This window comes from Spirosoma aerophilum, from assembly GCF_054782495.1.
Genome location: NZ_BAAGSJ010000016.1, coordinates 1 through 25089 on the forward strand (window position 1 = coordinate 1; position 25089 = coordinate 25089).

At 52.9% G+C, this 25089-nt stretch carries 18 protein-coding genes and 1 pseudogene; 12 read left to right on the plus strand and 7 right to left on the minus strand.

Features of this window, described 5'->3' with window-relative positions:
- Positions 1-949: 949 nt before the first annotated feature.
- The gene (locus ACYVK4_RS22185; protein ID WP_461129755.1) at positions 950-1285 is read right to left on the minus strand and encodes an ArsR/SmtB family transcription factor; all 336 of its coding nucleotides are present in this window, start codon (positions 1283-1285) and stop codon (positions 950-952) included.
- 217 nt (positions 1286-1502) lie between these two features.
- Here ACYVK4_RS22185 and ACYVK4_RS22190 point away from each other — a divergent pair, with 217 nt between their 5' ends.
- The 5 genes from ACYVK4_RS22190 (at position 1503) to ACYVK4_RS22210 (ending at position 9573) form a co-directional block, all read left to right on the plus strand.
- Positions 1503-2591, plus strand: a complete 1089-nt coding sequence (locus tag ACYVK4_RS22190; protein ID WP_461129756.1) for an efflux RND transporter periplasmic adaptor subunit — start codon at positions 1503-1505, stop codon at positions 2589-2591.
- 46 nt (positions 2592-2637) lie between these two features.
- A complete protein-coding gene (locus ACYVK4_RS22195; RefSeq protein WP_461129757.1) occupies positions 2638-5706 on the plus strand; it encodes an efflux RND transporter permease subunit in 3069 nt (1022 codons plus the stop codon).
- A 28-nt stretch (positions 5707-5734) separates the two neighbouring features.
- Positions 5735-7078: a TolC family protein gene (locus tag ACYVK4_RS22200; RefSeq protein WP_461129758.1), complete on the plus strand. Its 1344-nt coding sequence runs from the start codon at positions 5735-5737 to the stop codon at positions 7076-7078.
- A gap of 752 nt (positions 7079-7830) precedes the next feature.
- Positions 7831-8163 carry a hypothetical protein gene (locus ACYVK4_RS22205; RefSeq protein ID WP_461129759.1) on the plus strand — a complete coding sequence of 111 codons (333 nt, stop codon included), beginning with the start codon at positions 7831-7833 and terminating at the stop codon, positions 8161-8163.
- Between the two features lie 183 nt (positions 8164-8346).
- Positions 8347-9573 carry a PAS domain-containing sensor histidine kinase gene (locus ACYVK4_RS22210; protein ID WP_461129760.1) on the plus strand — a complete coding sequence of 409 codons (1227 nt, stop codon included), beginning with the start codon at positions 8347-8349 and terminating at the stop codon, positions 9571-9573.
- Positions 9574-9723: 150 nt separating this feature from the next.
- On the opposite strand, the gene ACYVK4_RS22215 is transcribed toward ACYVK4_RS22210, so the two are convergent.
- The 4 genes and pseudogenes from ACYVK4_RS22215 to ACYVK4_RS22230 form a co-directional block, all read right to left on the minus strand.
- Positions 9724-11475, minus strand: a complete 1752-nt coding sequence (locus ACYVK4_RS22215) for a sensor histidine kinase (protein WP_461129761.1) — start codon at positions 11473-11475, stop codon at positions 9724-9726.
- A gap of 725 nt (positions 11476-12200) precedes the next feature.
- Entirely contained in the window at positions 12201-12644 is a 444-nt protein-coding gene (locus tag ACYVK4_RS22220; RefSeq protein ID WP_461129762.1) for a response regulator, read from the minus strand.
- A gap of 280 nt (positions 12645-12924) precedes the next feature.
- Positions 12925-13269, minus strand: a complete 345-nt coding sequence (locus tag ACYVK4_RS22225; protein WP_461129763.1) for a hypothetical protein — start codon at positions 13267-13269, stop codon at positions 12925-12927.
- A gap of 470 nt (positions 13270-13739) precedes the next feature.
- Positions 13740-15285 (minus strand): annotated as a pseudogene (locus ACYVK4_RS22230) (IS1182 family transposase).
- Between the two features lie 326 nt (positions 15286-15611).
- Between ACYVK4_RS22230 and ACYVK4_RS22235 the strand changes: the two are divergent.
- A complete protein-coding gene (locus tag ACYVK4_RS22235; RefSeq protein WP_461129764.1) occupies positions 15612-16022 on the plus strand; it encodes an antitoxin Xre/MbcA/ParS toxin-binding domain-containing protein in 411 nt (136 codons plus the stop codon).
- Positions 16023-16051: 29 nt separating this feature from the next.
- A complete protein-coding gene (locus ACYVK4_RS22240) occupies positions 16052-16522 on the plus strand; it encodes an RES family NAD+ phosphorylase (protein WP_461129765.1) in 471 nt (156 codons plus the stop codon).
- Positions 16523-16749: 227 nt separating this feature from the next.
- Here the strand turns inward: ACYVK4_RS22240 and ACYVK4_RS22245 are convergent, their stop codons facing one another.
- Positions 16750-18018, minus strand: coding sequence for a flavin-containing monooxygenase (locus ACYVK4_RS22245; protein ID WP_461129766.1), 1269 nt, complete (start codon positions 18016-18018; stop codon positions 16750-16752).
- A 284-nt stretch (positions 18019-18302) separates the two neighbouring features.
- Here ACYVK4_RS22245 and ACYVK4_RS22250 point away from each other — a divergent pair, with 284 nt between their 5' ends.
- From ACYVK4_RS22250 to ACYVK4_RS22270, 5 genes are all read left to right on the plus strand, one after another.
- Entirely contained in the window at positions 18303-19523 is a 1221-nt protein-coding gene (locus ACYVK4_RS22250) for an aldo/keto reductase (protein WP_461129767.1), read from the plus strand.
- Positions 19524-19553: 30 nt separating this feature from the next.
- Complete coding sequence (locus tag ACYVK4_RS22255) at positions 19554-20471, plus strand: helix-turn-helix domain-containing protein (protein ID WP_461129768.1); 918 nt, start codon at positions 19554-19556, stop codon at positions 20469-20471.
- A gap of 91 nt (positions 20472-20562) precedes the next feature.
- Positions 20563-21720 (plus strand): MBL fold metallo-hydrolase, encoded by a 1158-nt coding sequence (locus tag ACYVK4_RS22260; protein WP_461129769.1) that lies wholly within the window; start codon positions 20563-20565, stop codon positions 21718-21720.
- 100 nt (positions 21721-21820) lie between these two features.
- The gene (locus tag ACYVK4_RS22265; RefSeq protein ID WP_461129770.1) at positions 21821-22804 is read left to right on the plus strand and encodes an SDR family NAD(P)-dependent oxidoreductase; all 984 of its coding nucleotides are present in this window, start codon (positions 21821-21823) and stop codon (positions 22802-22804) included.
- 47 nt (positions 22805-22851) lie between these two features.
- Complete coding sequence (locus ACYVK4_RS22270) at positions 22852-23514, plus strand: Rossmann-fold NAD(P)-binding domain-containing protein (RefSeq protein ID WP_461129771.1); 663 nt, start codon at positions 22852-22854, stop codon at positions 23512-23514.
- Positions 23515-23988: 474 nt separating this feature from the next.
- On the opposite strand, the gene ACYVK4_RS22275 is transcribed toward ACYVK4_RS22270, so the two are convergent.
- Positions 23989-24828: a Fic family protein gene (locus ACYVK4_RS22275; RefSeq protein ID WP_461129772.1), complete on the minus strand. Its 840-nt coding sequence runs from the start codon at positions 24826-24828 to the stop codon at positions 23989-23991.
- Positions 24829-25089 lie beyond the last annotated feature (261 nt).

The window sequence follows — 25089 nt, forward strand, 5'->3', positions numbered from 1 at the left end:
ACTTGTTAGCTGTGTCCTGTGCTTAACCAAGCTGCTTACCGCTGGCTAGTGGTCGGTTTCGTACCGGGTCCCTTTCTGAATTAGCCACTTGACCCCTAGTTTGCCCGCACCCCAGAAGCTCTCGTACTGCGCCGAAACCCGGCATCTATCGACATCGTATGCGACTGATAGAGTTAGACAGATGTTAAAATTTATGTCTCATAATTCGCTCCCGCCTGAGATTAAGCAACCTACTTGATTTATTTCAGAAATGGGCAGCCAGTCAATAGCTTGGTTGACTATCGGCCCAACGCTGTCGGTAGTAAACGGTAGGGGCTAAGCGGTTTTCTTGATGATAAAATGCCCATTCCGCTTCCAATCGAGTTAGGTATAGGATATGGGGATAGACAACCAAAACAATGATCAGCGATTGGCCTTACTTCGCCAGCATGTTGCCGAATGGAACGCCCTGTTAGCCGGGGAAGTGCAGGCCCGAATCGCCCTGGACAACAAGCACCAGGAAGAGCACACCTGGGCTTACTCGGATGAGATTAATTATGTGGGTCGGGCTTGCTTAGCGACCAACCATCTCCAGGCGATTCGGGACCTGACGACTCTTCACCGGGCTGCCCGCATTGCCATGCGCTTGCGTCATCAGCAAGAGGACGAGGCGATGCCTCAAACTCTGGCTGAGGGGGGGCATGATGCATCTTGCGGACAAATTGTTCTAGTTAAGCCCATCCCTTCTATAGTCATTTCTAAGATAGCTCATCTACGATAACTTAAGTCTTAAGGAGCCATCTCGTTAAACCCTCATAATTGAGACGAGGAAACGTTTATGAATGGGCTCCCGCCTGAGACGTCGAAGTGTTCATGTATTTGCTCCTTAATTCGGGCGTTTAATTAGACGCCTTATCTTAATAACTGTTAACTACAGTTCGTAGCATACGGCCTTGGTAAAACCATTAATTTACAGGGCTTCATGCTCGACAACATCATTGATTCTAACTGAATTCAGTACTGAATTCAATACGCCCGGAAATTTTTCCTCCAGTTCGTCGGACCGTAATGAAATCAAGCTTTGGGTACCATACGGTCTCAAATGAATAATGCCTGCCTCCCGCAATACCCTGATATGATGTGACATAGTTGACTTGGCAACGGTAGTCGGAATGGTGCCACAAGCCTTCTCGCGTTCCGACTGGGCCAGACATTTCACATAATCTAAGCGTACTGGGTCACTCAGCGCGTGGAGTATACCCGTCAATGTGATCTGGTCAGTGGTGGGATGCTTGTACTGTTTCATGGGATAATGCCTGCTAATTGCCGATCCATTAAGACTGCTGATAAATAAGATAGCTGTAACTACAGTGGTTGCTAATACAACAAAGGAGCTGATTAAAAAAATTCAATAGTTTTTTTCAGACTTAAGAAACCATCTGTGTGAGCCTATTGTTCGACATCCATCAAACAATAAAAGTTCGATAATTGTAGAACAATAAAACAATACAACCACGGACAACATGAAAACGCTCAACTTTCGTACACAGTCTCTGATTGCCGGTCTGATCGTCTTGGCAATCGCGCTACTTTTTGTTACCCCAAAATTATTATCTAACCAACCGACGTCATCCTCTAACAGGAAGCTTTCCGCTTCTACACCACCAGAAAACAAGGTAGCCACCGATGCGTTTGTGGTCAAACACGAAACCATCACCGACGAACTACAAACGACCGGAACCATTCAGGCAAATCAGGAGGTCGAACTGGTTAGTGAAGTGGCCCGGAAGCTGGTCCGGGTGTATGCTCGGGAGGGTAGCTACGTGAGCCAGGGTACGTTGCTCTACAAGTTAGACGACGCCGATCTGCTCGCTAAGAAACACAGGACAGCGCTACAGGAAAAACTGGCCCGGCTGGATGAAAAACGCTTCCGGGAACTGTTGGCGAGTGAAGCCGTCAATCAGCAGGAATACGATAAAGTGCTGACCAATCTCCGTGTGTTACAAGCCGAAATAGCCATGATAGATGTAGAGTTGGCTAAAACCGAGATTCGGGCTCCGTTTGCAGGTAAACTGGGACTTAAACGCGTCGACGTTGGCGCCTACGTGACGCCCTCAACGGTGCTCAGTTCCATTGACGACATTAGCCGGGTAGCAGTTAACTTCACGATTCCCGAAAAATATGCCTCGGAGGTGCGACCGGGTCAGGCTATTCGCTTTACGACCGAGAACAGCCGCCGCCCGTTTCTGGCGAAGGTTACGGCTACCGAACCAAAGATGGAAGCCAATACCCGGAGCTTGTTGGTTAAGGCCGTTAGCGACAACAAAGGCGGCAACCTGGTGCCCGGCTCTTCGGCCAAGATTGCGTTTGCCCTGCATGTGGCCCAGGACGGCATTCTGATTCCTACGCAAGCACTAATCCCAAACGCCAGAGGATACTCCCTGTTCAGAATCAAAAATGGAAAAGCCGAGCGCCGGGAGGTGACGACCGGAAGCCGGACCAAAGGAACTGTGCAAATTCTGAAAGGATTGTCGATCGGCGATACCGTACTGACGACCAATTTGCTTCGCCTGGATACGGGCGTTCCGGTGACGACAGCGACTATCGAATAACCCCCCCCTCTTTGTTTGCCTACAGTTTATTTCAACATACTTTACCATGAGTTTATCAGGAATTAGTATTCAGCGGCCAGTGCTGGCCGGGGTACTCTCTGTATTGATTATACTTTTTGGCTTCGTCGGGCTGACCTACCTCGGTATTCGCGAATATCCCGTCACGGATTCACCGATTGTTACGGTCACCACGTCCTATCCGGGGGCCAGCCCCGATGTAATCGCCTATCAGATTACCAAACCGCTGGAAGAGGCCATTGGCGAAGCCAACGGCATCCGGACCATCTCGTCGACATCGCAGGAAGCGGCCAGTGTGATCACGGTTGAATTTAACCTCAACGCTAATCTGGAAGCAGCTGCCAATGACGTGCGGGATAAGGTAACCAAAGCCCGGCGTTTGCTGCCCGGTGACGTGGATGCGCCCATCGTGGAAAAAGCCAATAGTGGCGATATTGTCATCTTCATGGCGGTGGAAAGCAAAACCCGCAGCATTCTGGAAGTAAGCAACCTAGCCTCCAGCGTCATTAAAGAGCGAATGCAGACTATTCCGGGCGTAAAACGGGTCGGTATCGCCGGTGAGAAAAAGTACGCCATGCGGCTACGAATCGACCCGGCCAAACTGGCGGCCTATCAACTGACGCCTTCGGATATTGAGCAGGCGCTACGGAAAGAAAATGTGGACCTGCCCTCCGGCCGGATTGAAGGTGACCGCAACGAACTGACGGTTCGAACGCTGGGCCGACTGACTAAAGAGGCCGATTTCAACAACATGATCCTCAAGCAGGCCGGTGGCAGTATTATCCGTTTCAAAGATATCGGCTACGCTGAACTGGGGGCCGAGAATGAACGAACAGCCATTCTGAACAGCCTGAAAGACAACTCGCCGGTGATCGGGGTCTTTGTGGAGCCGCAACGGGGAGCCAACGCCGTTGCCATTGCCGACGAGTTTTACAAGCGACTGAAAGAATTGCGTAAAGAAATACCGGCCGACTACGAGCTGACCATCGGGAAAGACTTCACCGAGCCGATCCGGGACTCTATTTCTGAAGTCGAAGAAACGCTGTTTGTGGCGTTTGGTCTGGTCATTCTGATTCTGTTTCTATTCCTGCGCGACTGGCGGTCGACGATCATTCCGGTCGTGGCCATTCCGGTGTCCATTGTGTCGGCTTTCTTCATCATGTACATCGCGGGGTACTCGATCAATATCCTGACACTGCTCGCTTTGGTGCTGGCCATTGGCCTGGTCGTGGATGATGCCATCGTAGTACTGGAAAATATTTATGCCAAAGTAGAAGAAGGCATGTCGCCGGTTCAGGCCGCCATCAAAGGGTCGTCGGAAATCTACTTTGCCGTTATTTCGACGACCATTACGTTAGCCGCCGTTTTCCTGCCGATCCTGTTCCTGCCGGGTATTACGGGTAAGCTTTTTCAGGAGTTTGCCGTTGTCGTTGCCGGATCGGTGCTGGTGTCGGCGTTTGTGGCCCTGACGCTCTCGCCAATGATGAGCGCGTACCTGCTGAAACGGCATGACAAACCTAACTGGCTGTACCGGAAGACGGAGCCTTACTTCGTGGCCCTGAACCGTGGTTACGAACGGTCGCTGGGATGGTTCATGCACTACCGCTGGGTGGCCTTCCCGACGCTGATCATTACGTTCGGACTCATCTATGTCATTGGTAAGCAACTCCCCTCGGAGCTGGCTCCGCTGGAAGACCGCTCGCAAATCAGTCTGGCCGTCATCGCGCCGGAAGGGTCGTCGTACGAGTACACGGAGAAATACATGAACGAGATCGCCAAGTTCTCGGTCGATTCGACGCCGGGCCTATTCCAGACGTATTCGATCCTGGCCCTAACCTTTGGGCCACCAGCGCCGGTGAATATTGCCATCCAGAATACCTTCCTCAAAAAAGCTGACCAACGGACAACTACCCAGGCCGACGTGTTTGCGACTTACGCCCGAAACATTCAGAACTTCCGGGGGGTGATGGTCTTTCCGGTGCAGCCGCCGACCATCGGGAGCCGATTCGGACAGGCCCAGCCCGTTCAGTACGTCTTGCAGGGTACCAATCTGGCGGCTATTAACGCCGTGTTACCGAAGTTTCTGGATGAAGCGCGGAAAAGCCCGATTCTAAAGTTTGCGGATTCAGATTTGAAAGTCAATAAACCTGAACTGGTCCTTCAAATTAACCGCGACAAGGCGGCTGAGTTAGGTATATCTGTGGCCGAGATTGCGCGTGGTTTACAACTGGCGCTGAGTGGTCAGCGGTACGGCTATTTCATTTTCAATGATCGTCAGTACGAAGTAATCGGCCAGTTGCAAAAACAGGATCGCGATACGCCGTATGACCTGAAATCGATGTTCGTGCGGACCCGAACCGGGGACGTTGTTTCACTGGATAATCTGGTTTCGTTTAAGGAAAGCATCAGTCCGGCGGCCATTTACCGGTACGATCAATCCATTTCAGCAACCGTTTCAGCGGGGCTGGCACCGGACAAAACCATTGGTGACGGCGTGGCGGAAATGAACCGGATCGCCAAAGAAGTCCTGCCGCCGACGATTAAAACCTCACTGGCGGGCGAATCGCGTGATTATTCCGAAAGCTCATCGAGTTTGCTATTCGCATTTGTATTCGCGCTGGTGCTGATCTACCTGGTACTGGCCGCCCAGTTCGAAAGCCTGGTTGATCCGTTTATTATCTTGCTGACCGTACCAATGGCAATGACCGGGGCTCTGCTGAGTTTGTGGCTGTTTGGCCAGACGCTGAATATTTTCAGCCAGATTGGTATCATTACCCTTATTGGTCTGATCACCAAAAATGGTATTCTGATTGTGGAGTTTGCCAACCAGCAGAAAGAAGCCGGATTGAGCCCTTTCGAAGCCGCTAAAGTAGCAGCGGCCTCCCGCTTCCGGCCCATCCTGATGACCAGCCTGGCGATGATCTTTGGTACGATTCCAATTGCACTTACGGTTAACAGCAGAAACTCGCTCGGAACGGTCATTGTCGGCGGCCTATTATTCGCAGGTCTGCTCACACTCTACATCATCCCGGCAGTGTACTCTTACTTCTCGCGGGTGCCCAAAAAACAAGCTGAAGAGTTGGAACTGGTCGCGTGATGTCGTTTTCTTTTCTCACCACATGTTTATGAAATACTCAATTAAACGGGTCGTATTGTGGGTGGCATTTGCTTTCCTGAGTCCACAATCACTCAAAGCCCAGGTTCGTCAGTTGACGATGGAAAATGCCGTTCAGCTGGCCATCGACAAAAATCGTGACTTGCAGGTAGCTACCCTGGAAACCGCAAAGGCGGCTCAAAAAGTGCAGGAAGCCCGGGGCTATGCCCTGCCAACGGTAGCGGCTTCGGCGCAGTATCTGTACTATTTTAACAAACAGGTTTCGTTTCTGCCCGGCAGCTTTGTCGGCTTAGGCGACAATCAGCTAGCAATGTTTCGGGTTGGGGGTTCCAATGCGTTCCTGGGTGGTGTGGCGGTATCGCAACCCTTGTTTCAGGCCAGCGTTCGCTCGGGTATTAAAGTAGCCCTGATCGATGGGTTAGCCACCGATCAGGCTCTGGCTGAGACTCGTTCCATCGTCGTTACCGACGTGAAGAAAGCCTACCTCGACGTACTGATCACGCAGGAACAACTTCGGTTACAACAACAGAGTATCGCCCGCAACGAGCAGGCCCTGAAAGATGCCCGTTCGTTGCTGGCACAGGGGAGGGCTTCGCGGGTGGATACGTTACGGGCTTTTGTAACCCTCGAAAACCTGCGGCCAACGCTCATTCAATTGACGAACCGCATCGGTATTACAAAAACGGTATTGAAGCGTACCGTTGGATTGGACGAGCGGGAGGAGGTTGAGCTACAGGATTCGCTCCGGTACGACGATGCTTTAGTCGTCGCACCGGGGACGGATGCCTTTCTCGATGCGGTGCAGGCTCGACCTGAGGTACGTCGGCTGGAGCTGGTTGACCAGTTAAATCAGGAGCAGATTGCGCTACAGGCGGCTGAAAAGCAGCCGAAGTTAGCCGCGATCGGCCTGGTACAATCCCAGTCACAAGCCAATAATTTTCGACTGGATACTTATCAGTGGCCCGTAAGCTCGTATCTGGGTTTGCAGCTTAGTGTACCCATTTTCACTGGTTTTCGAACGCAATCGCGTATTCACCAGGCGCAGATAACCCGTCAGCAGAGTGAAACGCAATTGACTAATCTAAAGGAAATCGTGCGGGCACAGGTGAAAATAGGTCTGGCCAATGTGCAGGAAGCCCGGTTGCGCATACTAACCCAGCGACAGACGATTTCCGTTGCCGAGTTGGGATACCGCATCACCCGCGACCGCTGGAAACAGGGTATTGCGTCCCGCTTAGACCTGACCGATGCTGAGCTGTCGCTCACTCAGGCTAAATCAAACTATCTCCAGGCCGTGTATGATTACCTCACGGCTGCGGTCGAATTGGATAAGGTCTTGGGCCGGATAAAGTAATTACTACCTGAATTAGATGTTTAGTTAAACCCATTTATAAACAAAAAAGAAGCCCCTTTTCGGGCTTCTTTTTTGTTCAACGCAATTTTACTACCACAAACCGTTAATTCCGAAACCTGTACGTCAAGATAGCCATAGCAGGTAAAAGGCTCCCACGTGAGATGCATGAACTATATGGTGTTTGCTTAAAGAAAGTAGTGATCAAACGGCTTAGTTTACTACCCTTCAACGACGAACCCCAACTTACTGTCTGATGGCACCGGTATGGTGTTTGATTCGTCAAGCCAAGCGGCTGCTTACCAAAAGTTACTGCCCATTGACAAAGCGTGTCCATGTAAATAAAATAAGGCTTCCAGCAGGATTACCCGCGCTAGCAGCTAAGCCACAACCATAATACAGACAAGGACTACCTGAGCAGGAACCCAGCACAAGCGATGAGTAGCCAGCCTATTCACTCCTCGATACTGAGCCAAAATAACAACCTAATCATAGTCGTTGGAAAGGCTTAAGTAAACCCCTACGTCTGGCACCTGAGTAATCTCAGGGGATTGCCTGATTTTGGTCAGCCCCTGAGTTTAAATCCAATGCTAGTTTTACCCGGTACTAAGCGCACGACCTCACAGGGGGGTTACCTGTTCATCCTAAAAGAGCCAGCCCGAAAACCAGCGACGCGGGTGGCTTAAATTACATTGGCCGATTAGGTTGACTAACGAGGACAGCGTGCCGCTTAAAAACTAAAACCCCCTCAACGGATGACCACGATCTCGCCAGCCAGCTTCTATCAGTACACCTATCCAACGTTTACCGACAAGCCACAATGGGTGTATGTTCACTTTCTGACCCCTGATGGCCAACTGGCCTTTGTCACCTTCCCCTTTCACCCCTGTGCCAAAGCCGCTCAATTAGTGCCCCTGAGCTGGTTTGACACCGTTCGTTTGGTGCCGCTAGTAGGCTACTCCCCGCTGATGGACTTTCTTAACCGCATCCTACCGGTGACGAACCTCCTTGGACCAACCACAAAGCCGCTGGCGGCCCCCCAAGTTCCGGCGGTAACCGATCACCCGGCTCGATTACGGACGGCTTAACCCCAGTCTTTAGCTTGCCTACAAATCCCACCGTGGTGGCCGGAGTTAATCCATTTCACCATTTTGTTGTTACCTAGAATAAGCGGAGGCCGATGGCCGTAAATGGGCTGTCTTGGTTTGCCCAGCCGGCTCTTCCCGAGCTTGACAGCCGTCTCATCCCTGTTCTGGACCCGAGTCAAGTCTATGTTGGACGATTCTTTTGAAGCCGTTTTTGCCCATGCCACCATCGGCATCATCATTATTGACCAGCAGGGGCGTTTGCTGGCCGCCAATCACCATGCCTGCGCCTTACTGGGCTACCGTGCCGAGGAACTCATCGGCTTATCGGTGGATACCCTGGTACCCGATTCAGTGGCGCCCCACCACCACCAGTTACGAGACGCCTTCAACCACAACCCCCAGGTACGGGCCATTGGCCACGGCCGGGAGCTCTATGCCAAACGGAAAGACGGGTCGGTCTTTCCCGCCGAAATCAGTCTGAGCTACTTCTACCGCCAGCAAGCGCTGCTAACGATCGGCTATCTCATCGATACGACCGCCCAGCACCAGGCCCAGCAGACCCTGTTGGCTCAGAAAGCTCACATCGAGCAGCTCAATGCCGAGCTGGAGCAAAAAGTAGCCGACCGCACCCACGCCCTGCAGGATACCCTGCACCAACTTCGGGCCTCCAGGGACGAACTGAGCCGGGCCCTGGCCGCCGAGCAGCAAGTGGGCGAGTTAAAATCCCGGTTTGTGACCATGGCCTCCCATGAGTTTCGCACGCCCCTGACGGCCATGCTCAGCTCGGTCTCCCTGCTGGAGAAGTACAATGGCGCTGAGCAGCAGGCCCAACGCCTACGCCATATGGAGCGTATTAAGACGTCCATCAACCAGCTGAATAGTCTGCTGGGGGAGTTCCTGCTAGTGGGTCAGCTCCAGCAGGGAGGCCTACAAGCGACTTGGTCGCGGATCCAGGTTACGGAGGTGGTCCAGGAGGTGGTGATGGGTATGCAACCCCACCTCAAAGCGGGACAGTACATAGCCACCCACCTTGACTGCCCCGAGCCGGTGCTGACCGACCCCGCCCTGCTGGGTAAAATTTTAGCCGCTCTTTTATCCAACGCCAGTAAATTTTCGCCCCCACATCAGTCTATCGAGGTAAAGGTTCGTCAGCAAGGGGCAGGCTTTCAGGTGGTGGTCCGTGACACCGGGATGGGCATTTCGCCTGAGGACCAGGCCCAGCTGTTTGACCAGTTTTTTCGGGCCAAAAACGCCCTCAACATCGGCGGCACCGGGCTGGGCCTGTACCTGGCCGCCCAGTACGTAGCTCTGCTGAGCGGTAGTCTGGCGTTAGACAGCCAGTTAGGCGAAGGGACGCAGGTCACCCTCAGCTTTCCGTCCCCTTCGCTCCCGGACGAGCAAAAGGAATAATCGGGAGAGCCTGGGGAGGAGGGCTCTTCGGTTGGGTTTGCGGTAGTCCAAGTGAGAAAAAAACCTTTTGCCCTCGGCATCCGGCTCGAGTGAATGCCCTCGTGGATAATCTTTCCTCCTAAACTATGCTTAGAACCCGCCAGGAGCGGACTAATCCCGTTCGTCCGGACCCATCGGAATCTCGGCCCCGTCGGTCCCCTGGATAGGCAGCACCACCGTCATCAGGGTTCCTTTGTTCAACTCACTGTGTAGGCGCAGCTGCCCGCCCAGCAGCTCCACGTACCGACGCACAATGTGCAGCCCCAGGCCGGTGCCGCCGATGTTGAGGGCATTGCTGGCCCGGTAGAACCGCTCGAATAAATGTACCTGATCGGCCTCCGAAATGCCGATTCCCTCGTCCTGCACCCGCAGGGTGAACTGGTCTGGCCCCCACTCCGCCTGCAGGCTGACCACCGAGCCGGGGCCGGAGTACTTGATGGCATTGGAGAGCAGGTTGATCAAAATCTTTCGCAGCAGCGACTCATCCTGCCGCAGCACGCCCTGACCGGCCAGCTGGGGGCGAATCGTCTGGTGGGCTTTTAAGCTATCCTGTAGATCCGAGACTACCTCGTTGATCAGTTGGGATAGCTCAATCTCAACCACCTGTACCGTCAACTGGCCCGCCTCCAGCCGATCCAACGAGAGAAATTCTTCTAGAATGCTCGTGAGTTGTTTGACCGCGAGCCGAATGCGCCGGATGTGTTTTAGCCGCTTGTCCTGCTGCTCAGCGCCTGGGTACTTCTCGATCAAGTTAGCCGAGCTCAATACGGCCGTCAGGGGCGTGCGAAACTCGTGGGAGGCCATCGAGACGAAACGCCCTTTTAACTCACTCAACTCCTTCTCGTAAGCCAGGGCCCGCTGTAACTCTTCCCGGGACTCCTCCAGGGCCCGGAGCGTTTTGGCCAGCGCCTGGGTGCGCTCCACCACCTGCTGTTCCAACTCCGCCTGGTAACGGACTCGTTGCTGGGCCTGGCGTTGGGGGGTCACGTCCATAAATGTGGAGACTGTGCCCTCCCCCAGGGCGGAAATAACCATGAACATCACCCGGCCGTCCGACAGCTTTATCTCGAGTTGAGTGGACTCCCCCGTCTGGACCACTTTAGCCATTTGGCGGATCGTCTCCTCGCCATCCTCCCCGAAGGTTAGGGTGCGCAGGCTATGGGTAACGACCTGGCGCAAGTCCACGGCCAACCACAACTGGGCTTGTTCATTGACATAGGCGTAGCGAAAGTCCTGAATGTGGCCGCTGGGATCGCGGATCGGCTGGTGGGTCATAATGCCAATATGGCCCGACTCGCTGATGCGTTGGAGTAAGTTGGCCTGGTGCAGGTGAGCGGTTTCCGCCTGGTGGCGATCGGTGCAATCCAAAAAGGAGATGAGGATGTGGCCCTGGGGCAGGGGGGAGACGATCACTTCATACCAGCCCTTGAGGGTAGCATCCTGATAGAACGCTTCCAGGCGTTGTGGCTGGCCGCTGCGGGCCGTGGTCAAATAAGCGGCCATCAAGGGACTCCCCGCCAAGGCCGGAAAGGCCGTCAACAAGGTGGTGCCGATGAGTTGGTCCACCGTTCGGCCATTGATCAGGGAAGCGGCCAGATTGGCCATTTCAATGCGAAGATCGACAAGCTGGTTATCCGAGCTGTAAACCGGCGAGCAGCTCAACAGGCCATTCTGGGAGCCGTTCAGGATGGCTTCTACATACGCCTGCTGTTGGCGCTGCTGCCCCAGTAAGGTGGTCTGCTGATTGCTCAACGCCCTGGCTTGCACCTGGCGTTGGCGGCTTTGCCACCACACCAGGCCCCAACCCGTCAGCCCCCCTAAGCCCATCAGCGGTAGCCGGGTTATCCATCGGTTAATGCTCATCAAAAAAACAGCCAAACGGGGTTGTGACTTTATTTGCCTGCTCTGAAGGGGGCTACTCCCCTACCGGAGATGGTTTAACGGGTGTAGTTTATCCTCAGCCCATTTGTTTTCCGCTGTATGCTTATGTAGACCGGGTTAACGATACGGATGATGCAGCTTAAGTGAATTGAGTTACACAACAGCAAGGTCTTTTTAACAAATATTTAGACAACACCAGCCTTAGCTACTTTATTTCAGTATTTTATACCAATAGTGGCTACACGTTGTTATTATGGGCAAAAATAGTTAACGAAGCTGTCAAATAACAGCAACAAGATGAGTATTACAGAAACAACAAGTTATTGGCCCGTCTCGACGCACTTTAATTGACAATTAGCTGGCCATATGCCTACCATCCAGACTAGGCAGTACTTGAACCTAGAAAGGTTCAGCCACATCGTTCTCCTTAAAACGAAGAAGGTTTGTTTGTACGGACTGTGTATGACAGGTATTAAAAAGTAAGTATCTTACAAATCGCTGATTTTATCAGGGTATGAAACACAGCTAATTAGTCGATTAGTAGCCTACTTTGACCAGTACGTACTAACAAGGAGGTAGTTGCCGCCAGCCCGGCTTTATTAATCGGTTCCTGTTGTCTTTTGCCGCGATCATAGGCTCATCTTAAGATGAGCCTATGGGCTTGGATAGAGGGAACCCCGACTTTAAGTAGGGCGGCGTTTGTCCGGTTACTCGGCCGTTTTATCAAACCAAAGCTTAGGCACAGCCGCCGTCGCATACCAATAAGCCCGCAGCTGGCTGACATACGCCTTCCAGCCTTCGTAGCTGTCGGGTTTGCGGGTAAATACGTTGGCCCTCAACTGGTAAGCGTCATTGGCAACGTTGGTAGATTGATTGGCCGAGAGAACTACCACGGGCACTGAACAAACCTGTGGGTGGCCTCTGAGAAGGGATAGGAAATCAAATCCGTTTAACGCACTTTGCAAGTCTACGTCCAGTAAGATCAATCGAGGTCCCCGACCGTGCAAGCCCTCCAGGTAAGCCGCTGCCTGGGCAAAACTGTGAACCGCAATAAACTCGGCTTCGACAAATAAAAGGCTGGCGACTCGATTCAGAATGTCAACCATATGAGGGTTATCGTCAATCAATAGAATGGGAAAAGAAAAGGGCATTGCGTTTGCCTGGTTAGTGAACGAAAGTACGTATAGCTACATGCCTAACAACACATGAACAATGTATCATTTAAGTGGTCAACGGGAAGCCATCATCAAGAATACGCCTCTGATGGAGCCACATCAGTCGGTTGGCATGCCCCGTGGATAGCGCCCCGCTGAAGCGAGACGACAAAGCATTATTGGGCAAAAATGCTCATCGTAAAGACAGGATGGACCGTCTGTCAATGGGTTATCTGTGAACCTATAAAGCGATGAGTTACCCCTGCAAACTTCATGCTTAAGCGGCCAGTTTCAGACCAACCCTAGGCGCCTTAACGGGAGCAAATTGATAATCGACGGGTGCGTGTTTTGGCTTATTGGGATTGACCAAGTGGGGTAGCATAGACTCCAGAAAGTGCATTAGCGGTGAGTGGCCTTCTAGTTGAACCAGGTTGACGGTATCAAACCAGCTCACCGGTATGAACTGAGCTGTTTTCGAGAAACGGTGGCGAGGAAATGTGACAAAGGCTCGCTGCTGATCGGGCGTAATGAAGTGGACGTGAATCTGCTGTGGCTTATCGTCAAAGGTTGGATAGGAGTACTCAAAATAGCCTGCGGAAGGAGGGGTAGTTAAAGCTAACATCTTTGTGTAGGGCTAAAGCCGAAAAGGTTGAACAAGTATGGTTGACTAGACCTTATGGGGTGTGTCTTTCTAGTAATCAATGACTAAGCTTGCTTCACAGGTCCCATGATAAGGAATAGCAGCGGGCATGAGCCTGGTCATTGATTTCTTATCAAAAGTAGTTCGGCTAGCGTCTTTGAGGCATGATGGATGTCAGAGAGTGGACTGAGTAAAATCATACAATGCAGCTAATGCACAGCAATCGGGAAGCCGTCAGGCCGCTAAGGTGGCTAGTTAACCGACTTCTTTGGGAGAGAAGTACCTTCTATAAAAACTGGATTGGCTTACTCGTATGTGACTGATGGCCTTGGACAGCTAGTAAAAATAAGCCGTCTCTTAAAACGCTCGTGGCTGTTGCACAACTCCGCTTTCTACGTTGATTTGTCATAGCCTAGTAAGCTAATGGGATTTTTTACCATTGTCCTCTCTCCTCAGTTGAGAAAAAGTGTGGTAAAGCCAATAAAAGGGCCTTGAGAGGCCAATGACCATTCCACTTTTAGAGCTATGGCCTGATTGAGAGTGAATTTGGTGGTGAACTTCATGTATTTCTTCAGATTGAAGGCAACGGCCGCCATCAACATCACCTTATGAGCTCCTGCTTTACCCCGCACATTGATCTTTCGTAATCCATTGTACTCTACCAAACTGCCTAAGACCGGTTCTACCGTCTGTTGGCGAAGCCGCTTCATGCGTTTGCCCCGCCGACTTTGCTGGCGCTCCAGGGCTCGACGGTAGAAGGGATCATAGGCCGTTCGGGTAATCTGTCGGCATTTACTGTTAGGAATACACGTGGGTTTAAGTGGGCACTGTTGGCAGTCCTGATAAGCAGCTCGGTAGATTTTCAGCAAACCGCCATCGGCCTGCGAATCAAAATTCTTAAATGGCAGTATCTTGCCAGCAGCACAGCTGAACTGGTCAGCTACTGGATCATAAGGGAAGCCGTCAATCTGTGGCTTATACTTGCCGAACACGGGTATCCATCCGGTGATGTTCCACCCCTCCAGCAAGGCGTAGTTGCTGCCGTTCGAGTAGCCAGTATCGGCCAGTATTTCTTCTAAGCGCAACTCATTGTGGGCCAATCGCTGCCGAAGCTTTAGGGTAATGTCGGGTAGGGACTGGCTGTCCCGGCCATCAGCAAAATCGGCCTGTACATGGCTTATAACCCCTTCGGCTGTGTCTACTGCCAGGCTACAATTATAGTTGAGTTTACGGGCTTTGCCCGGCTTGATTGAGATGCGCGCATCGGGGTCGGTAGGGCTGTAATGAGTTTTGTTGCTCAGCAGTTGGGCTTTTTCATTGCTGGCTCCTAGGGTGGTTGGCGCACTTTGCAAATTCTGCTGGCGCTTGGCTAGTCTTCTCAGCTGATGATCAGCAGCCGTGATTACCGAGGCTGCTTGACGGGGGCTGAGTTTCGGGGGCGGATCTACTGACTCATTTCGATCTTCAACTTGGGGTAGTAACTTGGGCCCAGGTCGCTGAGGCTGTTTTTCTAAGAGTGTTTCCATCGACGCGTTCGCTTTGACAGGAGCCGAATCGATAGCGACCCGCCGGCCAGCCACCGCAGCCGCGGACGGTCATGTTGTGGGCCACACATAGGCTGAATACTTTATCAAATAGTAACTCAAAAAGTGCTTCTGGATAAAGCTGGCGGGTCCGACTCAGGGTAGAGTGCCAAGGAAGCGGCTCGTCAATGTTATAGCCTAGGAAATACAGCATATCCATGCGCATGGAGCAATGCTCAATTAACTTTCTATCAGAATTGATATTCTCCAGATAGCCAATGAGCATAAACTTGAAGAAGACCATGGGGTCAATCGAGGGATTGCCTGTTGAGCCATAGCAGTCTTTGGTGTGTTCATAGAGGAACGTCAGGTCGAGCGTCTCCTTCAACCGACGATAGAAATTATCCTTTGGAATGCGGCTGGAAAGTTGGAAATGGGTGACGACTTTTTCGTGATCGCGTTTTCTGCCTTGCATGGTTGAAGATACAAAAACTCAAACCACTAGCCATTTTATGCATAGCCAGAGTTGTGCAACAGCCACGCCCGTTTAAAGAAACAGTTATATGAAAGCTTCTTCATCTCATTCAAGAGTATACTCATGAATGCTTCTTCGTCTCAACTAGATGCGTTTAAGGAGACACTTCTAGTTTATTAACTCGCAAGTGGCCTGTTACCGCGGCTCAGTTTGTCGTATACGGTTTGACTATGCCTGAATCGCTTAATTAATATCCTTACGCTAACAAAGGTGAACTTGCAATTGTCAGATGATTGTTATATAATTGTCAACTGATAATTGTAATCATGAAAATTAAGCAGCACTCAGACTCCCAGCTAACGGGACGGCGGGCCAAACGACCGGTTCAAATTAAACTCAACGGACTCGATGCAAGGCTTAATCAGCTAGCTCAACAACTCGGCGTTACCCTCAAAGAATTAGCTCCTCTATTGCAGCTCTCGGAAAGTACCCTGCATCGATTAAGGCGCCAAAATGCTTTGAGCGGATCCACGGCCGAACGAGTAGAGTTATTGCAGCAAGCCATTCAGCATGGCTTGCGGGTATACGCTGGCGATGAGCAGGCTTGGCACGAGTGGCTGCGCTACCCGCTCGGCGAGTTGGATGGTCGTACACCACTGCAAACGCTAACGACCATTGCCGGTTTTACCCAAGTTAATGATGTGTTAGGCCGCATTGAGCACGGCATCTTCTACTAACACGCCCCTCGGATTACCCACCTGATTACATGCTGGTTTATCGTTTATTAAAGGCTGCTTTTCGTCATGAGCCCCTGTCTGGACAAGGAGCTGCCTTGTATGGCGGCCGTTGGAACCCTAAAGGGTTATCGCTGCTGTATACCACTGAATCGCCCGCTTTAAGCTTGCTGGAAGTACTGGTGCATCTTAATCCTAAACACATACCTCAGTACTACTTAGTCACCATTGAGGTTCCGGATTCAATCCGTTCGTTTCAGGAGCAGGACTTGCCCCCCGATTGGCGAGCCACGGGTAGTGGCCCCCTGTCCTCTCAAACTTTTCTAATGGATTGGTTGCAAAGGCCGGACCGCTTACTCGTCCAGGTGCCCAGTTCGGTGGTACCCGTCATGGCGAACTACTTGATCAACCCCCGCCATGAGCTATTTCCTCGTTGTCAAGTCATCAAGTCAGAGGTATTCGAGATTGATACGCGGCTATATGATCCTTCACGGCGCGGTTAGTAGTGAATTGATAAGCCGCCAATTGACTACGCATTATCATGAACGTTTCTTTGTCTCAAGAAGGAGTATTATTGGAGTCATTTGGTTTTGATTACTGTCGAACGTCATTAGTCGCATACGATTAGGCCATTACTAGTTCGGATAGTCAGAATTTAACGCTGAATCAGCGCTTATAACACGATCCAAACTCTTAACTAACAAGGATAGAATTCAGCTGGACGGTTCATTTACCTACTGCCGGATAAGCTACTGTTTACGATGTGATTAACAATAAATTCGGCATCTTCCTTAATTCCAAGTAGTATGCCCGATTGCCGTTTCCTCAACCAGGGGAGCCCGATAAAATAAAGTCCCTCGACGGGGCCAATCCCATTTTGATGTTTAGGTAACTGCTCGTCATTGAGCAGGGGCAGGTAGCTGAAATCACCGCTAAACCCGGTCGTCCAAATGATGGAGGTGATTGCCTTCTGGACAAGATTCAGTTGCGTCAAATCAGAGGCGCAGGCGGCTTCTTCGTCGGGCATATCATCCAGATCAATGTCGGCCAGTGGAGCCAACACCTGATGGGTTTGAATGTACTCATCGATGAGCTGTTTCACATGCTGGGAAAATTCGTCAGCGTACCTGACGTTCGAAGAGGCATTGGGCTGAAAAAAAAGAGTATCGGCTTGGGCTCTCTCCGCCCGACCCAGTATGACGGCTCCACTTTTGGCCAGCGACTGTAAGCTCGTGGTTTTCCCTCGCTGCCCCGCCCCCGACACCTGTGGGTTTTTGACGGTAAACAAAGAGGGGTCAGTGACCGCCTCAGTTGGCGTATTGTAAAACCCAATCTTAACCAGCCAGTCAAAAATATCTTTGCCCCGGTAGCGTCTGGGTATCCGACCAACCCGGGCCGTCGACAGAAAAACGTGTCGCCCTGAACGCAGCAAATCCTGGGCGATTTGCGTTCCGGATTGGCCACTCCCAACCACCAAAACATTTCCAGCGGGGAGTTGATGGGCATTTTTGTATTCACTGGCGTGTAGTTGCACCACCGACTTGTCCAAGTGATTGGCGAAGTCAGGGACCAAAATCCTATTTTGACTACCCGACGCGATAACGAGCCGTCGGCTGAAATAGGCAGTCTCATTTCCCTCCTCCGAAACGGTAATTCGAAAAACAGCTCGTTCCGGGTGGGTACATACAGCTACTACCGGACAGTTTTCTTTAACGGGTAAATTTTCCTGGTGGACGTAGGTTTCCAGCGCCAGGGCAAATTCAGTCGCCCCAGCAAAGTCATCGGGGTCTTCAAAATAGGGGGCCTGTTGGGGAAGTAGATTTAGTTTGTTAGCCGAGTTCATCTTAAAGGAATCCCACCGCTGGGAACGCCAGGTTTCCCCGATTCGTCCCTGCTCAAAGACCAGATGGGGCATACCCTGTTTGGCTAGATAATAGCTGACGCAAATACCAGCATGCCCCGCGCCAACCACAATGACGTCCAGTACCGGCTTATTCATAGGCAAATCGAGTCAACGTTAAGAGGGCTGTTTCAGCTCTGGGTAGCAAATAGCTAAGATCTTTCTTTCTTTTGGATTAAAAAAGTGACCGTCCAACTAAACGCCCTGATATTGAAGCAGATCAATAAAGGCGAATTAGTCTCAAGTAGGAGCGTTTTTTGAGAATTGCGCTTGGGCAATGACCACGAGCATGTCTCCCTTTTTTGGACACACCTTTCCGAGATTTGGACAATCGGCTGTCGGTTCAACGTCGCAACTTTGCCTAGCAAAATAAGCGATTGATCATGGCAACGAATCAGGTGAACCGCCGAGACTTTATAATCCGTTCTGCAACCCTCGTTGGCGGGGCGGTAGCAACAACCGGTAGGTCAACAGGGGGCGCATCCGCTTTCGCCCAGTCAGTACCCTTGACCACAACGCTCGGCCAACCGGTTCCCCTGCCGACGCGTCGGTTAGGATCGCTGGAGGTATCGGCTATTGGCCTGGGCTGCATGAATCTGGCGGGTACCTACACCCCCCGGCTGGACGAGCAACAAGCGATCAAACTCGTTCGCAGCGCGTATGAACAGGGGGTTACCTTTTTTGATACCGCACAAAGCTATGGCCCTTTTTACAGCGAGGAAATTGTCGGCAAGGCCCTAGAACCGGTTCGTTCTCAGGTCGTTATAGCGACCAAATTTGGCTACCAAATCGATCCCCTTACCCGAAAAAGTGGCGGATTGAACTCGCGCCCGGAGTATTTGAAACGGTCGGTGGAGGGGAGTCTGAAACGGCTCAAAACGGACCGGATTGACCTGTTATACCAACATCGCATCGATCCCCAGGTGCCCATCGAAGACGTGGCGGGCGCGGTGCAGGACCTCATTAACGAAGGCAAAGTGCTGCACTTTGGCTTGTCCGAGGCGGGGGCGGCTACCATACGTCGGGCCCATGCTGTGCAACCCCTGAGGGCCGTCACCAATGAATACTCCGTCTGGACGCGCGATCCCGAAGCGGAAGTGATCCCCACCTGCGAAGCGTTGGGCATTGGGCTGGTGCCCTGGAGTCCGCTCGGCACCGGGTTTCTGACCGGAACCATCACCCCTGCTACCTCGTTAAATCCCAACCATGATCTGCGGGCCTCGTTTCATTTTCCCCGCTTTACACCCCAGGCCATTCGGGCCAACTATCCCCTGGTCGAGCTCCTGGGGCGGATTGGCAAACGCTACCACGCCACGCCGGGACAAGTCGATTTGGCCTGGTTGCACGCCCGTAAGCCCTGGATCGTGCCGATCCCAGGCACCACCCAGATCAAGCACGTAGCCGAGAATCTGGGCGCGGCCCGCCTTCCGCTAACCCCCGCCGATGTCGAAGAGATTGACGCGGGCTTTGCCAAGATTCACCTGCAAGGCGAACGATTCCCCCGTCAGGTGCTCGACCTAAGCGATACGGGGGCAATACTAGGCACCAGCTCCGTGGGGGGGCACGGCAAATCGCCCTTGCCCACGTCAGGGGGCCGTAAATGAGTCGAATGCCCAGCAAAGCCGATCAATCCCATGAAAAAAGAAAACGACATCGTCACGCTCTCCATCAAAGACGAGCACCGGATTTTAGGGCTCCCTCGGCCCCGCCACCCGATGATCAGCGTCCTGCGGTTTGAGGACGCCAGCCTGCAGGAAGCCTTCCCGGAGCGGTTTCTCTTCGACTTTTACAGCATTTCCATCAAAAAGAATGTAACCGGTAAAATTCGCTACGGCCAGCGACACTTTGATTTTGATGCCGGGATCATGACCTTCATGGCCCCTAATCAGCTAATTGGCCGGGCCAGTGGGTCCGAAGAAAACCCCGCCGGGGAAGGCATCTGTCTGAATATCCATCCCGACTTTTTTGTGGGCTATCCACTGGCTAAGACCATCCGGGACTACGGCTTCTTTTCCTATGAGCTTTCCGAAGCCTTGCATTTATCCGACCCCGAAGAGGAAGCGATTCTGCGCATCATGAACGACATTGAAGCGGAGTATCAAAACAACATCGACCGTTTCAGCCAGAACGTGATGATTGCCCTGATCGAACTGCTGCTCCAATACAGCGACCGCTTCTATAACCGACAGTTCATCACCCGTAAACCGGCCACCGATGAAATCCTGGTGCGCCTGGAAGCCTTGCTGTCGGCCTGGTTTGGGGATGAAAAGCTGGCCGAGCGGGGCTTGCCCACGGTTCACGCCATCTCCGAGAAACTCAACCTATCGCCCAACTACCTGAGCGATATGCTCCGCTCGATGACCGGGCAAAACACCCAGCAGCATATTCATGAGAAGCTGATCGAGCGGGCTAAGGAGCTGCTGAGTACGACGCAGCTGTCGGTAGCCGAGATTGCCTACCAGCTAGGCTTCGATTACCCCCAGTCGTTCAACAAACTATTTAAAAAGAAGGCCAACCTGTCCCCGTTGGAATTTCGGCAGTCTTTCCACTAAGAGGGAGGCCGACTAAAATTCCTGATGAGTCAACCAAGCCGTCCGATACGCGGGTCATCCGCTTGTTGGCTGACTCAAAAACGAGGTATCCATGATTTCCTCCACCAACCCGGCCCGACTCCTTAAACGGGGGAGGTCGCCCAAAACAACCCTGCTCTGGCTGGCCAGCGTGGTCCTACTAACGAGTATTGCCAGTTTTAGTATGATGATTTCGCCCCAATTTGGCAAAGCCCCCAGTGGGCCCCGCCTGGACCGTATTCAGCGGTCCCCTCACTATAAAGAATGCAAATTTCAGAATCTCCACCCCACTCCGGTCTTTGCTCCGGGCTACAACATGGCCAAAGCGGTGTACGAAGTGATGATCAAGCCTAATCCCCGCAAAACGCCGGTCGATGTCATTCCTTCGGAAAAGACCGATTTGCGGGCTATACCGCTCGACCGCGACGTACTGGTCTGGTTTGGCCACTCCTCGTACTACCTGCAACTTGGCGGCAAGCGGTTTCTAATCGATCCCGTATTTAGTGGTAATGCCTCGCCCTTTCCGGGGGGCGCCCGAGCGTTTAAGGGGACCGACGTGTACACGGTGGCTGATCTGCCGCTTATCGACTACCTGCTGATCACCCACGATCACTACGATCACCTGGATTACAAGACGGTGCTGGCCTTGCGGCCCAACGTGCAGCAGGTTATTTGTGGACTGGGCGTGGGGGCGCACTTCGAACACTGGGGTTACCCCGCCGAGCGGATCCGTGAACTGGACTGGGAGGAGAGCCTAACGCTGGCCGATGGATTTTCGCTCCGGGCCGTCATGGCCCGGCATGGTTCGGGCCGCACGCTACGCAGCGACAAAACCCTGTGGGTGTCCTTCATCCTGGAAGCGCCTTCCCAGAAGCTCTTTCTGGGCGGGGACAGCGGCTACGATACGCATTTTGCCCAAATCGGGCGGCAATACGGCCCCTTCGATCTGGCCATCCTGGAAAACGGGCAGTATGATGTGGTGAGCCCCTTCATCCACATGATGCCCGAAGAAACGCTCCAGGCCGCCCTGGACTTAAGGGCCAACCGGGTGCTGCCGGTGCATTCGGCCAAGTTCGTTTTGAACCGCCATCCCTGGGACGAACCCCTGATCCGGTTGAGCAAGCTGGCCCGGCAAAAGCAGGTGCCCCTGATCACCCCCCTGATTGGCCAGGCCGTCAACCTGCGCGATAGCACCCAGCGATTTAGTCCCTGGTGGGAAGGGCTGAACTAAGTCGGTAACCGGCTAATCGGCTCGTGACGTTTTACCGCCTTCGCCAAAAGCCCCACCCAACAACAATAGTTTATCAATCAATCAATTAACTCAACTGAGTATGTTTACCCAACAAACACCCCTGGATTCGCCCTTTAACGCCTTCAGCACCGCGGAAGACGTTCTGCAAGGCATCGATTTAACGGGCAAGACCGTTATCGTGACCGGCGGGTATTCCGGCCTGGGCCTGGAAGCGGCCCGCGTGCTGCTGTCTGCCGGGGCGACCGTCATCGTCCCCGCCCGCAACCGAGAAAAAGCCCACCAAAACCTGGCTCACCTACCGGGTATCCTCCTGGAGGAGATGGATTTGATGGACCCCGCTTCGATTGATGCCTTTGCGAAGCGCTTTATGGACGAGCATGGAACACTCGACATCCTGATCAATAACGCGGCTACGATGGCGGCACCGCTAAGCCGGGATGCCCGAGGCTACGAAAGCCAGTTTTCCACCAACGTACTGGGCCATTTCCAGCTTACCTGCCGCCTTTGGCCCGCCCTGGTAGCGGCTAACGGGGCGCGGGTGGTTATGCTCAGCTCGGCCAACCACCGCCTGGTCGCAGCCGACCTGCTGCATGATCCCAATTTTGAGCGGATCCCCTATGACCCCTGGAAAGCCTACGCCAACTCGAAGGGAGCCAACATCCTGCTGGCCCTGGCTCTGGATCATATCGGTCAGTCGAGTGGGATTCACGCCTATGCGGTGCATCCGGGCGGTATCTTCGATACCGGACTGGCCCGCCATATGGACCTCGGGATCGCCAAAGCGGTCGGCATGATCGATGAAGCGGGCAATCCGATCATCGACCCCGAAAAGGGCTGGAAAACGCCCCAGCAGGGAGCCGGTGCGATTGTCTGGACCGCGACGAGTCCCTTGTTGGACGGCAAAGGGGGCGTTTACTGCGCCGATTGCAACATCGAACCCCTGGCCGCTGATGATGCCGAGTCCCTGACGATGAATGGCGCTTCCCCCACGGTGAAAGATCCCGTAACGGCGGGCCGATTATGGCAACGCTGCGAGGGGCTGACCGGAGCCCGGATTGATTAGCCAATCGGGGCAACCGACCGGCCCCGCTTTACCCAACTGAACGGCTTATGAACGTGATCATCACCGGTACGACAGGCATGGTCGGCGAAGAGATGCTGCTGGACTGTTTTGCGAACCCCCAAATTACCTCCGTGTTGAGTGTGAGCCGAAAACCGACCGGCCTTTCCCATCCCAAACTAACTGAATACATCGTCCCTGATTTTTTGGCGCTGGCCGAGAATGACCCCAGGCTGATTGGGTATGACGCCTGCTTTTACTGCGCAGGTGGGGGTAGCGTAGGGATGAGTGCGGAGGACTATAAACGGATCAATTATGATACGCCGATCACCTTTGCCAAAGCCGTCCACCCCAACCCCGGTATGCGTTTTGTGTACTTCAGCGGGGGCGGTACCGACAGCAGCGAAAAGGGGTGGCAGCGGTGGGCCAGGGTGAAAGGCAAAACGGAAAACGACCTGATGAAGATGCCTTTCAACCAGGTGTTTGGCTTCCGCATCGGGTTTATTGCCGGCACTGATGGGCAGCGGCACATTCCCAAAAGTTACTCGTACGTCTCCTGGCTGTTTCCCGTTATCCAGCGGGTGCTGCCCCAACTCATCAACACCCGTCACCAGATCGTGCTGGCCATGATCGAGGTCGCCCGGCACGGGTTTGAGAAAAACGTCGTGCAGGTGGCGGACATCACCCGGCTAGCCGCCCGCTCGGGTGGGTAAGTTCGCTACTAATTTGCCGGGCAGCTGCGGCAAACGTCTACCCTACCAACAAGCCAGGACCCCAACGTCCTGGCTTGTTTAGGTTACCCTATTTGATCAGCCCATCAGCCGGTTCTGGTCTTAGCGGGCTACCCTGTCAGCCTTCTTTTGGCTAGCTGAAGGCCCTATCGGCCCCGCTGTCGGGGTAGCCCCCGGTTTGATGGGCTACCCCGTTGATGACCGGTGGTATTTGTGCCCAACTAGGACGGCCACGCGCGAATGGGGTGAAAGAGACTATAAAGATGGGTCCGTCAGGATACGCATCGAAACTAACTTGCCTGGTTGGGAACGAGTGAACCTACTGGATTTTAAAGCGGATGACTTTACTCCATTAAGGTCCTCTCACGAAACGCCCCATCTTTAAAGCATATAGATGAATGGTAGCTTGCCATAAACAAAAACCGTTACATCAACTTCTCGTTGGCCCGTAATCTTCTAAAAAAGCAAAGTCAGCCCCCCTTTATTTTTCAATACGTTTCCTGGCTTGGTAACTTGCTGCTTGGTTAATCGGCCAATCTCTTGGCTTAAAAACTGAGTGAGCTGACCGTACATAAATTCCGTTATCGGTTTAGTGGCTTCCTGCCGACGGGACTCTTCAAGAGCGGCAATATAAGCCATCCGATCCTGGGCATACACTAAGCTCAAGGGCAAGCCATGATACTGCTGAACGTAATTCATCAGCAGCCGAGAGGTGCGCCCGTTGCCGTCGCCAAAGGGATGAATGCTGACCAATTGAAAGTGTACCTGAAAGGAAAGGTCATAGACCTGCCGAACCGTCTTAGCCGCCGGCAACAGCGTGTTCATCTCTTTAAGCAAAGTATCGACGGCGGCTGGCACCTTCTTGGCATCCAGAAACATGCGGCTACCGGCCATGGCGCTAACCGTACGGAATTGACCCTGACTCGAATCAAACGTGCCCAGCAGAGTGTTGGTGGGCCTACCTGTCTGGCGCATGACAGCTGCAGCAATGGCCTGTAGCCGGGCTCGGTTGAGGGGCTCGTGTTGGGTGGCCCAGTCGAGGACCAGTTGTTGAGCTGACTGATGGTCAACGACCATTAAATGGTGCTCTAGCGGTTTCCCCCCCGCCGTAAGCCCTTTTTCTAACAAGGTCTGGGTCTCCAGCAGCGTCAGGGTAGAGCCTTCAATAGCGGTGGAATGGTGGGTGTGCACCATTTGGTTATACAGCTCGAAGTTGATTACCCCGGTGGTGAGGGCTTGGTATTGCTTGATCAGTTCAGGCAATGTTGGGGCGGTAGAGGGTGTTGTTTGAGCCATGGTGAGCGGTCAGGCGAATGGGCCTGAGCGTTACTCAAAGATATGAAATATGCTGGCTCGGGGCGCAAACGGTCGTTTAGTTCGTAAACAAACTCTAGTTTTAGAAACCGTCCTGAGCACTCGTTACAGTTTGGGTGTAACTCCAAACTTCTTTAATAAACTATTCTATTTAAGAAAATGATGATTCGTCTCAGTTCGAGGAGGGTTTGTAGATAAGCCAGCCAACTCAGCCTACCCAGTAAACAAGCCGCGAAAGCCAAC

What these genes read in the sequence shown, in the direction of transcription:
- ACYVK4_RS22240 (WP_461129765.1), top strand. Translation starts at nt 16,052, where the DNA reads ATGCTGGTTTATCGTTTATTAAAGGCTGCTTTTCGTCATGAGCCCCTG.
- ACYVK4_RS22190 (WP_461129756.1), top strand. Translation starts at nt 1,503, where the DNA reads ATGAAAACGCTCAACTTTCGTACACAGTCTCTGATTGCCGGTCTGATC.
- ACYVK4_RS22185 (WP_461129755.1), bottom strand. Translation starts at nt 1,285, where the DNA reads ATGAAACAGTACAAGCATCCCACCACTGACCAGATCACATTGACGGGT.
- ACYVK4_RS22195 (WP_461129757.1), top strand. Translation starts at nt 2,638, where the DNA reads ATGAGTTTATCAGGAATTAGTATTCAGCGGCCAGTGCTGGCCGGGGTA.
- ACYVK4_RS22250 (WP_461129767.1), top strand. Translation starts at nt 18,303, where the DNA reads ATGGCAACGAATCAGGTGAACCGCCGAGACTTTATAATCCGTTCTGCA.
- ACYVK4_RS22255 (WP_461129768.1), top strand. Translation starts at nt 19,554, where the DNA reads ATGAAAAAAGAAAACGACATCGTCACGCTCTCCATCAAAGACGAGCAC.
- ACYVK4_RS22265 (WP_461129770.1), top strand. Translation starts at nt 21,821, where the DNA reads ATGTTTACCCAACAAACACCCCTGGATTCGCCCTTTAACGCCTTCAGC.
- ACYVK4_RS22245 (WP_461129766.1), bottom strand. Translation starts at nt 18,018, where the DNA reads ATGAATAAGCCGGTACTGGACGTCATTGTGGTTGGCGCGGGGCATGCT.
- ACYVK4_RS22220 (WP_461129762.1), bottom strand. Translation starts at nt 12,644, where the DNA reads ATGCCCTTTTCTTTTCCCATTCTATTGATTGACGATAACCCTCATATG.
- ACYVK4_RS22210 (WP_461129760.1), top strand. Translation starts at nt 8,347, where the DNA reads ATGTTGGACGATTCTTTTGAAGCCGTTTTTGCCCATGCCACCATCGGC.
- ACYVK4_RS22225 (WP_461129763.1), bottom strand. Translation starts at nt 13,269, where the DNA reads ATGTTAGCTTTAACTACCCCTCCTTCCGCAGGCTATTTTGAGTACTCC.
- ACYVK4_RS22235 (WP_461129764.1), top strand. Translation starts at nt 15,612, where the DNA reads ATGAAAATTAAGCAGCACTCAGACTCCCAGCTAACGGGACGGCGGGCC.
- ACYVK4_RS22260 (WP_461129769.1), top strand. Translation starts at nt 20,563, where the DNA reads ATGATTTCCTCCACCAACCCGGCCCGACTCCTTAAACGGGGGAGGTCG.
- ACYVK4_RS22205 (WP_461129759.1), top strand. Translation starts at nt 7,831, where the DNA reads ATGACCACGATCTCGCCAGCCAGCTTCTATCAGTACACCTATCCAACG.
- ACYVK4_RS22270 (WP_461129771.1), top strand. Translation starts at nt 22,852, where the DNA reads ATGAACGTGATCATCACCGGTACGACAGGCATGGTCGGCGAAGAGATG.
- ACYVK4_RS22215 (WP_461129761.1), bottom strand. Translation starts at nt 11,475, where the DNA reads ATGAGCATTAACCGATGGATAACCCGGCTACCGCTGATGGGCTTAGGG.
- ACYVK4_RS22200 (WP_461129758.1), top strand. Translation starts at nt 5,735, where the DNA reads ATGAAATACTCAATTAAACGGGTCGTATTGTGGGTGGCATTTGCTTTC.
- ACYVK4_RS22275 (WP_461129772.1), bottom strand. Translation starts at nt 24,828, where the DNA reads ATGGCTCAAACAACACCCTCTACCGCCCCAACATTGCCTGAACTGATC.